The 14212-nt window shown below is 32.7% G+C and carries 10 protein-coding genes and 1 tRNA gene; 10 read left to right on the forward strand and 1 reads right to left on the reverse strand.

What is annotated here, in order from left to right; genetic code table 11:
* Window positions 1–57: 57 nt before the first annotated feature.
* The 3 genes from porM (at window position 58) to DFQ06_RS15800 (ending at window position 3766) form a co-directional block, all read left to right on the forward strand.
* Entirely contained in the window at window positions 58–1620 is a 1563-nt protein-coding gene (gene porM, locus DFQ06_RS15790; protein WP_074938612.1) for a type IX secretion system motor protein PorM/GldM, read from the forward strand.
* Window positions 1621–1737: 117 nt separating this feature from the next.
* Window positions 1738–2628, forward strand: coding sequence for a type IX secretion system ring subunit PorN/GldN (gene porN, locus DFQ06_RS15795; protein ID WP_042498039.1), 891 nt, complete (start codon window positions 1738–1740; stop codon window positions 2626–2628).
* A 91-nt stretch (window positions 2629–2719) separates the two neighbouring features.
* Window positions 2720–3766: an NAD(P)/FAD-dependent oxidoreductase gene (locus tag DFQ06_RS15800; RefSeq protein ID WP_133968777.1), complete on the forward strand. Its 1047-nt coding sequence runs from the start codon at window positions 2720–2722 to the stop codon at window positions 3764–3766.
* Between the two features lie 186 nt (window positions 3767–3952).
* On the opposite strand, the gene DFQ06_RS15805 is transcribed toward DFQ06_RS15800, so the two are convergent.
* On the reverse strand, window positions 3953–4336 hold the full coding sequence (locus DFQ06_RS15805; protein ID WP_042498041.1) for a DUF983 domain-containing protein: 384 nt from the start codon (window positions 4334–4336) through the stop codon (window positions 3953–3955).
* An 85-nt stretch (window positions 4337–4421) separates the two neighbouring features.
* On the opposite strand from DFQ06_RS15805, the gene abc-f reads away from it, so the two are divergent.
* The 7 genes from abc-f (at window position 4422) to DFQ06_RS15840 (ending at window position 14121) form a co-directional block, all read left to right on the forward strand.
* A complete protein-coding gene (abc-f, locus tag DFQ06_RS15810) occupies window positions 4422–6326 on the forward strand; it encodes a ribosomal protection-like ABC-F family protein (protein ID WP_133968779.1) in 1905 nt (634 codons plus the stop codon).
* Between the two features lie 183 nt (window positions 6327–6509).
* Window positions 6510–7640, forward strand: coding sequence for an efflux RND transporter periplasmic adaptor subunit (locus tag DFQ06_RS15815; RefSeq protein WP_133968781.1), 1131 nt, complete (start codon window positions 6510–6512; stop codon window positions 7638–7640).
* Complete coding sequence (locus DFQ06_RS15820) at window positions 7640–10837, forward strand: efflux RND transporter permease subunit (protein WP_074938618.1); 3198 nt, start codon at window positions 7640–7642, stop codon at window positions 10835–10837. The genes DFQ06_RS15815 and DFQ06_RS15820 overlap by 1 nt, the downstream gene beginning before the upstream one ends.
* Window positions 10827–12143, forward strand: a complete 1317-nt coding sequence (locus tag DFQ06_RS15825; RefSeq protein WP_133968783.1) for a TolC family protein — start codon at window positions 10827–10829, stop codon at window positions 12141–12143. Before DFQ06_RS15820 ends, DFQ06_RS15825 begins: the two co-directional genes overlap by 11 nt.
* Before the next feature lie 155 nt (window positions 12144–12298).
* On the forward strand, window positions 12299–13123 hold the full coding sequence (locus DFQ06_RS15830) for a Two component regulator three Y domain protein (protein WP_042498045.1): 825 nt from the start codon (window positions 12299–12301) through the stop codon (window positions 13121–13123).
* A 279-nt stretch (window positions 13124–13402) separates the two neighbouring features.
* Window positions 13403–13475, forward strand: a tRNA-Met gene (locus DFQ06_RS15835).
* 229 nt (window positions 13476–13704) lie between these two features.
* The gene (locus DFQ06_RS15840; RefSeq protein ID WP_133968785.1) at window positions 13705–14121 is read left to right on the forward strand and encodes an HYC_CC_PP family protein; all 417 of its coding nucleotides are present in this window, start codon (window positions 13705–13707) and stop codon (window positions 14119–14121) included.
* Window positions 14122–14212 lie beyond the last annotated feature (91 nt).

Below are 14212 nucleotides of genomic sequence, written 5' to 3' on the forward strand. Positions count from 1 at the left end.
CTAATTAATAACCCCAAATTACTTATTATTAATTAACCATTAAAAACCTAATTAACCATGGCAGGAGGAAATTTATCACCTAGACAAAAAATGATTAATCTAATGTACCTCATATTTATTGCGATGTTAGCATTAAATATGTCGAAAGAAGTACTTTCAGCATTCGGATTAATGAACGAGAGACTTGTTGAATCTAACGAGTCTGCAGAATTGAGAAATAAATCATTCGTAGATAATTTAAAATTAAAAGCTGAAGAGCAACCTGAGAAATACGAGCCTTTAAAGGCTAAAGGTGAAGCTTTAGATCAGTTAGCGTCAGATTTTAACGCTTACCTAGAAGAATTAAAAGGTAAAATGACCGCAACGGTTGATAACCCTGAAGAATACGAAAGTATGGATAAAGGTGATTACCTAGATCAAAACTTCTTTAAAGGTGGGAAATTAAAACCAGAAGGCGAAGAATTTAAAGCTAAAATAGTAGGCTTTAGAGAAGGCGTTCTTAAACTTATTGAAGGTCAAAAAGGCATGGAAGATGTAGTTAAATCTGTAAAAGACAAATTTAATACTGACGATGTTAAACGTGGTGCAGGAACTGTAGAGTGGTTAGATCATAACTTCAAAGGATTTCCTTTGGTAGCTTCTTTAACTAAAATGACTCAATTACAATCTGATATTAAAACAACAGAATCTGAGATATTAGGTAATATGTTACAAGGAACACTTTCTAGCGAGGTGTCTATGACTAATTATACTACCTTAATGGAAACATCTAAATCTGCTTATTTTAACGGAGAGCAATTCGACGGACAAATTGTTTTAGGTCGTACAGATGCTTCAACAAAACCAAGTAGAGTTGAATTAACTTTAGATGGTAGAAAACTTAGCGATAAACAATACACTATTGAAGGCGGAAAAGTGAAACTTAAAGTTGGAACTGGTGGAGTTGGAGAACATAAAATTGCAGGAGCTTTATATTTTGCTCAAGATGGAGAAGAGGTTGAAGTACCTGTAAACTCATCTTTTGCAACAGTTGCAAAACCAAACTCAGCAACTATTTCTGCAGATAAAATGAATGTAGTTTATAGAGGTGTTAAAAACCCAATGACTATTTCTTTTGCAGGTGTACCTGATAATAAAGTTAATGCTAAGGCGCAAGGTTTATCTAGAGTTTCTGGAAGTAAATATGTTATGGATGCTACTAGAATTAAGGGTAGAGAAGTAACTATTAACGTAAGCGCATCATTACCTGATGGAGGTGGTAGCGTTGGAGATAAAGCAACATTTAGAATTAAAGATTTACCAAAACCAACAGGAACTGTAAGAGGTGAAGATGGTGCTGTAAAAATGCAACGTAATAGTCTTGAAATTTCTACTATTGGTGCTAAGTTTGACGATTTTGATTTTGAATTACCATTACGTGTTACTGGATTCAAATTTAAAGTACCAGGACAACCAACAATTAGTGTAAGTGGTAGTAAATTAGATAGTAGAGCAAAAGGTGCTTTACGTAAAGCTAAGCGAGGATCTGATGTTACAATTTTTGATATTCAGGCTAAAGCAACCGGTGTTAGTGTAATACTTAAAAAAGTATCACCAATTATTATCGAGCTTACAAACTAAAATCGAAAACATAACGTTTAGTTATTACTGAATAATAAGTATTATAGGATGAACATCTAAAATAAAAAGAGTATTTTTATTTTAGATGTTTCATTAAAAACAATAAATAGTAAGCACATGAATTTGAAAAGTTTTTTATTAACTGTAACAACTGTTTGTACCGTATCTGGTATGTTTGCTCAGGCAAATATTTTAAATGCGAAAAGCCCAGAAGAGATTGGTGTTAGAACAGATGCTCAAAAGGCTGTAGATAACGATAAACCTTTAGAATACGGTTATGTTGATGATCGTGATATTCTATTTTCAAAAATGACTTGGGAAAAAGTGGTTTTAGATGAACGTTCTAACTTTCCTTTGTACTATCCTATAGATACTAATAACATTAGTAGTAATAGACGTTCTTTATACGATGTTCTAATGAAGAACATAAAAAACGGTAAGATTGCAAATATCTATGACGATTCGTATTTCAATGCGAAAAGAACATTAAAAGATATTGAATCTGCCTTATCTAAAATTGATACAACAGGAGTTGGTATCGAGCAGTTAAATGCTGGAGAAGAACTTTCTGCTGAGTACATCAATAGAAGAGATATTACAGCTGCAGAAATTAGAGAATACCATATCAAAGGACTATGGTATTTTGATAAACGTCAAGCTGAAATGAAATACCGTTTATTAGGTATTGCTCCAGTGGCGCCAGATGTTAACTTTATTGATGACGATGAGCCAGACTTAGTTGAGTTATTTTGGATATTCTTCCCTGATGCTCGTGAGGTTTTACACGAAGCAAAATCGTTTAATAATAAAAACAGTTCTATGCCGTTTTCATTCGATCATATATTGAATGCACGTCGTTTTCACGGTTATACCTATAAAGAAGAAAACGTACAAGGTGATAGAGCCGTATCGGAATATATTTCGGACAATGCTTTAATGCAATTGTTAGAATCTGATAGAATAAAAGATAAAATTAGAGATTTTGAATTAGATATGTGGACATATTAAATTCTAGATTTTATGAAAAATAAAAAACGCTCACTTTTAAGTGAGCGTTTTTTTGTTAAATAAAGTGTGTAAATATTTATCTTCGCAAGACATGAAAGTAGATTATATTATTGTTGGAATTGGCTTAGCCGGTATTAGTTTTTGTGAGCAATTAAAGGCTTGTAACAAGAGTTTTGTTGTGTTTGATAATGCATCACAACAATCGTCTACCGTGGCAGGCGGATTGTATAATCCGGTTGTTTTAAAGCGGTTTACATCGGTTTGGAAAAGTGAAGAGCAGATTGATTTAGCTTTAAGTCTCTATGAAAACATAGAGGAACGACTTAGCGTTAAGTTAGATTATAAAATACCTGTTTACAGGAAGTTTGCCTCTTTAGAAGAACAGAACGATTGGTTTACAGCATCGGACAAACCGAGATTAGCTCAGTATCTGTCTACTAAATTGGTTAAGAACACAAATGAAGCTATTAATGCTCCGTTTAGTTTTGGTGAAGTTTTAACCACCGGTAGAGTAGATGTAAAAACTTTAATTGAAACCTATAAAATAGATTTGCTTAAAGGTGGTCTTTTAATTGAAAGTGATTTTGATTATGATGTTTTAGATTTAGAAAGTGATAATGCTATTGTAAGCTACAAACACATTGAGACGAAGCATATTGTGTTTGCTGAAGGTTTTGGAGTTACCAAAAATCCATTTTTTAAGCATTTACCTATGGTACCAACCAAAGGTGAGTTACTAACTATTTTGGCGCCTAATTTGAATATGGAGGTTGTATTGAAGGCTGGTGTGTTTTTAATTCCGTTAGGGGACGATTTATACACTGTTGGTGCTACTTACGATTGGCATGATACTACACATGATGTAACAGATAAGGCTAAAAAAGAACTTTTAGATAAGTTAGAAAAGGTGATTAATTGTGATTTCACTGTGGTGAATCAAGTTGCTGGAATTAGACCAACAGTCAAAGATAGACGCCCTTTAATAGGGAAACATAATGATTATGAAAATCTGTATGTGCTAAACGGTTTAGGAACACGTGGCGTAATGATTGGGCCTTATGTTGCGAAAGCGCTTTATGAGTTTATTGAATTTGGTACGCCTTTAGATTCTGAAATTGATATTATTCGTTTTAAGTAAATGATTCTTTTGATTGTAGTTTAGCTATATATTTAGCAGATTGGTTTACGTTAGGGATTGAACGGTTTGTTTAAGCTCCCCGACGGTAGGAGGGAGCGAGTAGTGAAAGCCCGACCTTTTGCAATTTAGAGAGGTTGTTTTAACCTTGCTAAATTGCAAAAGGTAACGCCCAAAATAAAATTAACTTTATTTTTTTGCCAATTTTTTGTCGTAACTCATAAAAAGATTGATCCAGATATTTCTAGAAATCCGCATAATTACGGGCATAAAGCCAATAAGTGTTGCAATAATGGCGATAAATATTCCATTTAATGTGGCATCGAAAACTAAACTACTAATTACAAAGGCGGCAACGGCAAAAGCTATACCAACTCCGTAACTCACGTACATAGCGCCATAAAAAAACGATGGTTCTATCTTGTATTTTGTACCACAATTGCTGCATTTTTCGTGCATACTTAAGGTTTCGGTAAGCACATATGGGTTTTTGTTGGTGTACATAGATTCTTCTTGACATTTAGGACAAGTTCCTGTGAAAATACTATATACTTTTGAGCCTTTTTTAAACATATTATTTGTGTATTTTTGCAAGCGCAATTACAAAGCAAAAATAAGATTTTTAAAACTAAAACTTTGTAATAAAAGTTACATTTCTATGATGAACATTCATAACTTATCGGTTTCCTTTCAAGGCGAATACTTGTTTGAAGATATTACATTTAAACTTGGAAACGGCGATAGAATAGGCCTTATTGGAAAAAATGGGGCAGGAAAATCGACCATGCTTAAAATTTTATCGAAAGAGATGGAGCCTGATACAGGGCAAATTGCTGCAGATAAAGAATTAAAGATTGGGTTTTTAAAACAGGATATCGATTTTATTTTAGGTCGTACCGTTTTAGAAGAAGCTTACGAGGCCTTTGTTGAGATTAAGGAATTGGAAACCAAAATGGAAGAGGTTAACACCCAAATGGCCGAACGAACTGATTATGAGAGTGAAGGTTACCACCAATTAATGGTCGATATTAATGATTTACAACATCAATACGATATTTTAGGAGGTTATAATTACCAAGGTGATACTGAAAAGATTTTACAAGGTTTAGGTTTTAAACGTGAAGATTTTGGCAAACTTACCGATACTTTTTCTGGTGGGTGGCGTATGCGTATAGAGTTGGCTAAATTATTATTACAAAATAATGACATCTTGCTACTCGATGAGCCTACCAATCACTTGGATATTGAATCTATTATTTGGTTAGAAAGCTTTTTAAGAAACTACACCGGTGCGGTAGCTATTGTATCTCACGATAAGATGTTTTTGGATAATGTTACTAATAGAACTATTGAAATTTCTTTAGGAAGAATATACGATTATCCTAAACCGTATTCTAAGTTTTTAGTATTGCGTGAGGAATTGAGAACACAACAATTGGCTTCTCAAAAAAATCAGCAAAAACAAATTGAGCAAACCGAGAAGCTTATTGAGAAGTTTAGAGCGAAAGCATCTAAGGCTACCATGGCGCAATCGCTTATTAAAAAGCTTGATAAAATTGATAGAATTGAAGTTGATGAGGATGATAACAGCGTAATGACCCTTAATTTTCCGGTATCTATTACGCCAGGGAAGGTAGTTGTTGAAACTAATAAAATCTCCAAAAAATATGGTGACAATCAAGTTTTAAGTGCTATTGATTTGCTTATTGAACGTGATACTAAAACTGCTTTTGTTGGCCAGAACGGACAAGGTAAATCCACACTTGCCAAAATAATGGTAGGTGATATTAAGCATGAAGGTGAATTAAAATTGGGACATAATGTGCAGATTGGATATTTTGCTCAAAACCAAGCCGAGTATTTAGATGGTAACAAAACCGTTTTAGATACCATGATTGATGCTGCAAATGAAACTAACCGAAGTAAGGTTCGTGATATTTTAGGGTCGTTTTTGTTTAGAGGAGACGAGGCTGAAAAATATGTGCGTGTACTTTCGGGTGGTGAGCGTAACCGTTTGGCGTTAGCAAAATTAATGTTGCAACCGTTTAACGTGCTAATAATGGATGAGCCTACCAATCACTTAGATATTAAATCTAAAAATGTATTGAAGGAGGCTTTAAAGCGCTTTGAAGGTACGTTAATATTAGTATCGCATGATCGTGATTTTCTGCAAGGTTTAACACATACGGTTTACGAATTTAAAGACCAACAAATAAAGAAATACCTAGGTGATATTGATTATTACTTAGAGAAACGAAATGTTGATAGTTTACGTGAGGTTGAAAAACGTACGGTGATTAAGGAAGTTCCGAAGGAAAAAAATCAACAATCTTACGAAGACCAGAAGAAAATAAAATCATTAAATAATAAATTAAGCAACATTGAGTCTAAAATTAGTGATATGGAGCGCAAGATTAAAAAGATAGACGCTGAGCTTGAGATTAATTATGAAGAGGTTTCATCTAAACCAAATTTCTTTGATGATTATCAAAAAATGAAATCTGATTTGCAAAACTTTATGCAAAAATGGGAAGATATTCAACTGGAAATTGAAAAGTTTTAATTGAAAAGCTTGAATTGCTTACTAAAATTTAAATTTATATAAGTAATTAACGTTAATATTTAGATATATTTAAAATTTTAACGGAAACTGCCAATGTGTAGTTTTCGTTTTTTTTATGTTTTTTTTAACTTTTCGGGATGAGTTATTGGGTAATTTTGGCAACTTACCACCAAAACCATTATCATGCGAAATTATATACTTTCCGGCATAGGAATTTTATTCATAGGGTTTTCCATCTTTTTTGCTAAAAAGCTCATTGACGAAAAGAACAAACCTAAACCTATTAAGGAGAAAGTAGTAAAAACTGTACTTACTGATACAGTTGTAAATAGCACAATTCAAATTGTAATTCCTGCAAACGGAAGTTTGATTGCTAAGCGTCGTGTAGAAATATATTCTGAAGTTGAAGGGATTTTTAAACCTTCTAATATTCTTTTTAAACCAGGACAAGAATACCGAAAGGGACAAACGCTTATACGTGTAGATGCTTCAGAATATTACTCAAGTGTTCAATCTGCAAAAAGTAATTTATATAACGACATTGCGGCAATAATGCCAGATTTACGTTTAGATTTTACAGATGTTTTCCCGAAATGGGAAAAGTATCTTTCTAGTTTCGACTTGAATAAAACAACACCGGAGTTACCAAAAATGACTTCTGATAAAGAAAACTATTTTATTACCGGTCGTGGTATTGTATCTAGTTATTACAATGTTAAAAATCTAGAGCAGCGATTATCTAAATATAATATTCATGCTCCTTTTTCAGGTATTTTAACTGAAGCCTTAGTAACGGAAGGTTCTTTGGTGAGAGGCGGACAGAAATTGGGTGAGTTTATAGATCCTTCTGTTTACGAAATGGAAGTAGCCTTAAGTAAGAGTTATGCTAGCATGCTTAAAGTTGGAGAAACGGTAAAACTGACTAATTTAGATAAAACTGAAACTTACACAGGCCATGTATCTAGGGTAAACGGTAGCGTAGATGCTACTACCCAAACCATTACGGCTTATATAGATGTTAAGGATAATACTTTAAAAGAAGGCTTATATCTCGAAGCGCAATTAGATGCTAGAGACGAGGAGAATGCTATTGAAATCGATAGAGGATTATTATCAGAAAGTAACGAGATTTTTATTGTTAGAGATAGTTTGCTCGATGTAATGACTGCTAAACCTGTTTATTTTTCTGAAACAAAAGTGGTTTTAAAGGAAGTGCCAAATGGTACCGTAATTCTTAAAAAGGCTGTGCCCGGTGCTTATGCCGGAATGCTTGTTAAGCCTTTTAAAACAACAGATAAAACGGACGATAAATAATGAGAAAGTTAATTACTTATTTTATTAAGTATCACGTTGCTGTAAATGTGTTCATTTTGGCATTTGTATTGTTTGGTACTATCGGGATCTTGTCGCTTAAGTCGTCGTTTTTCCCTTTAACCGATTCTAAAATAGTTACCATAAGTGTTGCTTACCCTGGAGCATCTCCGCAAGAAATAGAAGAAGGAGTTGTTTTAAAAATAGAAGATAATCTAAAAGGATTACGCGGCGTAGATAGAGTAACATCGGTTTCTAGAGAAAACAGTGGTACCATTACTGTTGAAATTGAAACGGGTGAAAATATAGATTTTATGCTTTTGGAAGTTAAGAACGCGGTAGATCGTGTTCCTTCTTTTCCAACAGGTATGGAACCTTTAATTGTTGCCAAGCAAGAAGAAGTTCGCCAAACTATTACATTCGCTTTAAGCGGAGATAAGATTCCGTTGGTTACTCTAAAACAATTAGGTCGCCAAGTTGAAAACGATTTAAGAGCTATTGAAGGTATTTCGCAAATTGAAGTATCTGGCTATCCGGAAGAAGAGATTGAAATAGCAATAAACGAAGCTAGTTTATTGGCTTATGATATTAGTTTTGAAGATGTTTCTAAAGCGGTTAGTACTTCTAATATATTAGTTACAGGTGGAAATATAAAAACAGACACCGAAGAATATTTAATTCGTGCAACCAATAGGTCTTATTACGGAAAAGAACTTTCTAATATTATTATAAAAGCCACTAATAATGGTAAAACTGTTCGTTTAAGTGATGTTGCTATAATTAGAGATCGTTTTTCTGAAACTCCAAATGCTACTTATTTTAATGGAGAATTGGCTGTAAATATAACGGTAACAAGTACAAATAGTGAAGATTTAATTAGTTCTGCGGAAAAAATTAAAACCTATATAGAAGGATACAATCAAAGTCATAATAACGTTAAAATTTCGATTGTTAGAGATTTATCTATCACACTTAACCAAAGAACACAGCTATTAACAGAGAACGCTATTGTTGGGATGATTTTGGTGTTGATCTTCCTATCCTTATTCTTAAATACGCGTTTAGCCTTTTGGGTGGCCTTTGGATTACCTATTTCATTTTTAGGGATGTTTATTTTTGCAGCACAATTTGATGTCACTATAAATGTATTATCCCTTTTCGGGATGATTATCGTTATCGGTATTTTGGTGGATGATGGTATTGTTATTGCTGAAAATATATATCAGCATTACGAAAAAGGTAAAACACCAATTCAAGCAGCAATCGATGGTACTATGGAAGTTATTCCGCCGGTAGTTTCTGCAATAATTACTACATTGTTGGCATTCTCGTTATTCCTCTTTTTAGATAGTAGAATTGGGGAGTTTTTCAGTGAAGTATCTGTAATTGTAATATTAACTCTAGTTGTTTCTTTAGTTGAAGCATTAATTATTTTACCAGCGCATTTAGCACATTCTAAAGCTCTTAGGAAACCGGTAGAAGAGGAAAACCCTTCTAAGATGAAACAGTTTTTCTCTAAAATGCGTATTATTAATAAGCTAGGAGATCGCTTTATGGTATTCTTGCGTGATAAGCTTTATAGTCCGTCTCTAGATTTTGTTTTAAAATATAAAATGCTATCGTTAAGTTTCTTTATTGGGTTTTTAATACTCACTATTGGTGCTATTGGTGGAGGTGTAATAGGTGTAACATTATTTCCGTCTGTTGCTAGTGATAGAGTTTCAGTAGAATTAGATATGCCTAACGGAACCAATGTAAGGGTTACAGACTCTATTATTTCAATGATTCAGGAAAAGGCTTATTTAGTTAATAAAGAGTTATCTGATAAATACTTAAAAGGCACAGGGAAAGAGTTGTTTGAAAATACAATTTTGTCTTTGTCAAGTTCTTCTAGTGCGCAATTACAAATAAACATGTTACCTGGAGAAGAGCGACCGAATGAAATAAATTCCAGCTTAGTAACTAATAAACTACGGGAAGCCGTTGGACCTGTAATTGGAACAGAGCGTTTAATTTTTGGTTCTGGTGGTAATTTTGGTGGTAGCCCAGTATCTGTTTCTTTATTAAGTAATAATATTGAAGAGCTAAAAGCAGCCAAACTCGAATTGAAAGAGGTTTTAAAAACCAATCCGTTATTAAAAGATGTCGAGGATAATGATCCGGCCGGAATAAAGGAAATTCAATTGGAATTAAAAGAAAGCGCGTATTTACTTGGTTTAGATTTACAAACAGTCATGTCTCAGGTACGTTCTGGTTTTTTTGGAACTCAAGCACAGCGTTTTCAACGTGGACAAGATGAAATAAAGGTTTGGGTGCGTTACGATTTATCTAACCGGAAGTCTATAAATAATCTAGACGATATGCGTATTATGACCCCTTCAGGAGAGCGTGTTACTTTAAAAGATATCGCAACATATACTATTGCCAGAGGAGATGTGGCAATAAATCATTTAGAAGGTCAGCGAGAAATAAAAGTATCGGCAGATTTAAAAGACCCTAGTTCTAGTGCTACAGATATTATAGATGATATTAAACTGAATGTTATTCCAGAAATTCAGTCTAGATATCCTACGATTTCAACATCTTATGAAGGTCAGAATAGAGAAGCTGTAAAGTTATCTCGATCGTTAAAAGCAGCGGGAATTCCAATTCTGTTACTTATTTATATCACAATAGCGTTTACCTTCAGAAGTTATAGTCAACCTATTTTACTTATATTATTAGTGCCTTTTAGTTTAACAGCAGTGGCTTGGGGGCATTGGATGTTAGATTTTCCTGTAAATATATTATCGCTTTTAGGTATTATCGCTTTAATAGGTATTATGGTGAATGATGGTTTGGTGCTTATAGGTAAATTCAATTCTAATTTAAAGGAAGGCATGGCTTTCGATATGGCACTTTCTGATGCCGGAAAATCTAGGTTTAGAGCAATTTTCTTAACTTCTGTAACCACTGTAGCTGGTTTGGCACCTTTATTACTAGAAAAAAGTAGACAAGCACAATTTTTAAAACCTATGGCAATTTCAATTTCTTTCGGTATTGCTTATGCAACTATTTTAACCTTATTAGTGTTACCATTATTTTTAGCGTTTAGTAATAATATTAAAAAGAGCTCTAAGTGGTTGGTAACAGGAGAAGAAGTAACAAAAGAAGAAGTAGAACGCGCCATTAAAGAACAAAAAGAAGAGCATGAACATTAAAATTGTCTTTTTTAGTATAGTATTCCTTTTGCAAGCTCCAATGTTTGCTCAAGAGTTAATAACGCCAGAAAAAGCGGTAAGCTTGGCTTTAGAGAATAATTATGGGATAAAAATCGCTAAAACCGATGTGGAAATAGCCGAAAATAATGCCGATATTTTAAACTCTGGATATTTACCAACCTTAACAGGTAATGCTGGAGCCAATTATAACCTAGATGATACTGAGGTAGGCTTTTCCGATGGAACAAATAGAGTTTTGAATGGAGCAGAAAGTTCTAGTTATAATGCATCTGTGGATTTAGATTATACGTTGTTTGATGGTTTGGGGAGATCTTACGATTATAAACAATTTAAGGAAACAAAGCAGTTAACAGAGTTGCAAGCACGCGAAACTATTGAAAACACGATAGTACAATTGTTTACAATATATTATAATGTAGCAGAACTTATTGAAAATAAAGATGCTGTTGCACAAACATTAGCTATCTCTAAAGATAGATTAATACGTGCGCAATATCAATTTGATTATGGTCAAGCTAATAAACTAGCTAGTCTTAATGCAGAAGTCGATATTAATAATGATAGTATTAGTTTTATGAACACCTTACAAGAACTTAATAATGCAAAGCGTGATTTAAATTTTGTTTTAGGTAATACCATACCCTATGATTTTACTATTGATACAGAAGTTGCTTTTGATAATTTATATGATAGAAGTGAGCTTTTAGCGAAGACAAGAAATAATAATATTAGTATTCTTCAGGTTAATAAAAATATAGATATTAATGCTTTAGAAATAAAATCGGAAACTTCTGCGTACCTACCAACAGTTGGTTTGTCCGGGAGTTATGGATGGAATAAAAACAATAACAATGCAGCTTCTTTTGCTGCTTACTCAATTAATACAGGACTTTCTGCTGGATTAAGTTTAAGTTGGAATTTATTTGATGGTGGAAGTACTATTACAAATGTGAGAAATGCTAAGGTAAATTTAGAAGCTCAAAAAATACTTAAAGAGCAACTATTAGTATCTATAGTAAGAGATTTTAATAATGCTTGGGATGACTATGAGAATAAGCTAAGCGTTTACAGGCTGCAGGAGCATAATATTAAAACGGCTCAGAATAATTTTGATAGAACTAAAGAACAATTTAAATTAGGTCAGATAAATTCTATAGAGTTTAGACAAGCACAAATCAACTTGTTAAATGCAGAATTAAGTCGTAATCAGGCTAAATATTTAGCAAAAATAGCCGAAATGCAAATGTTACAGATAAGTGGTGATTTGTTAAATATAGAGTTTTAGATTACGTTTTATGAAGTAAAATACACTTTATCGATAAATAGTGTATTTTATCGATGGTTAAATGTTAAAATTTATTGTATTTGAGCGAATAAAATAGTTGTTCGTCTTGTTTAAGTCTATTTTTGTAGGAGAATAAACAACCTAATACAATTCACATGAAAAATTTAAGCTACATTTTAATCTTCTGTTTAGTAACAAGTTATTCATTTGCTAGTATATCGAAAGTACAGAAAAATGCTTTAGTCGCTCTATACAATGCAACAAATGGAGATCAATGGAATACTTCATGGAATTTAGAAGCAGACGTAGAGTCTTGGTTTGGACTTACTATCGAAAACAATAAGATAGTAGAAATTAATCTTCAATTTAATAACTTAAAAGGTGAGTTACCTACTGAATTAGGAGACTTAACCGATTTAAGAAAACTTAATTTAGGATTTAACCAACTTTCTGGTGAAATACCTACTTCAATTTCAAACTTAACCGAGTTAACAGCTTTAGAATTGTTTATGAATAAACTAGTAGGACAAATTCCTTCAGGTATTGGGCAATTAAAGAATATTGAATACATTAAACTTTATAGTAATCAATTAACTGGAGATATTCCTGAATCTATAATGGGACTTTCTCAATTAAAAGAACTTTTATTAAGTAGTAATTATTTAACAGGAACAATATCTCCAAATATCCATGCTTTAGAAAACTTAGAAAAATTAGGTTTAATGGATAATAAAATGAGCGGAGAAATTCCAGTAGAATTAGCTGAACTTCATAATCTTGAAGAATTAATGTTATCTTCAAATAGTTTTTCTGGTAATCTACCAATAGAGTTTATTAGTCTTACTAAATTAAATACATTAATGGTGAGCGATAATAACTTAAACCAAGAATATATTACAGTATCAGGTAATACGCCACAAAACTTATCTAATATGGTGTTGCAAAGTGCTACTGCAATCATGGATATTGAAAAAGAATAGTATATTAAAGTGTTGTTATAACTAGTATTTAAATAGTAGCTTGAAAAGGCTGCTATTTTTTTTGCCAAATTTGAAGTGAAAAAGAGATTATTCAATGTGTTTTAAAAAAAATATTTAAATGGAATACTCAGGTAATGAGTTGTTTAAAAATTATTGTGAATTTTTAAGTAAAAAATGCTTGTAATATCTAAAAAGGATTGTATATTTGCAGTCGGAAATAATTTGATTGGTATTATGAGCCAAGAGTTAAAAGCTAAGTAAATTATTTCTAGATTATATCGCGGGATAGAGCAGTAGGTAGCTCGTCGGGCTCATAACCCGAAGGTCACTGGTTCGAGTCCAGTTCCCGCTACTAGTAAAATCAAGCCTTTCAGGAAACTGAGAGGCTTTTTTATTTCACATAGTACAGAATAAGTACAGAATTTAGCTATTTATCTTCCGCGTAATAGTATTTGATTTAGTTTGATTTCATTTAGTATTTTAGATAGATATTGAAGCTGTAATAATACTAATATCACAAAGCGCTAAATTCTTGTTAATTAAATCTTTCTATTCAAGAATTTCATATCTTTGCAATAATTATGAAACAAGTATTCCATAAAATAATGTCCTTAGTAATGACTTTTGTAGTGTTATTCTCTACATTGTCATATACACTAAGTATGCATTATTGTGGAGATACTTTGGTAGAAACCGCTATGTTCCATAAAGCTGAAGGATGCGGGATGGAAATGGATAATCCTTCAACTGATGAAGGTTGTTCTATTATGAAAAAGAACTGCTGTAATGATGAACAATTGGTGGTTGATGGTCAAGACGAACTGCAATTACAAGTTGACCAAATTTCTTTTGAGCAACAGGTATTCATCGCTTCATTTGTTTATACATATACTAACCTTTTTGAAGGTTTAGATAACAATGTATCTTCTTTTGAAGTATACAACGCGCCACCCGTCATAAAGGAAATCTTTAAGCTTGACGAGACTTATTTAATTTGATTTTTAAACAATAGACTGTTTTATCCTATGACATACATAATGTCATAAGGATAATTTGCTGTATTCGGTGTTTTCTTAACATCAATGTCTA

It is taken from the genome of Algibacter lectus, from assembly GCF_004368925.1.
In the GTDB taxonomy this organism is placed as follows: domain Bacteria; phylum Bacteroidota; class Bacteroidia; order Flavobacteriales; family Flavobacteriaceae; genus Algibacter; species Algibacter lectus.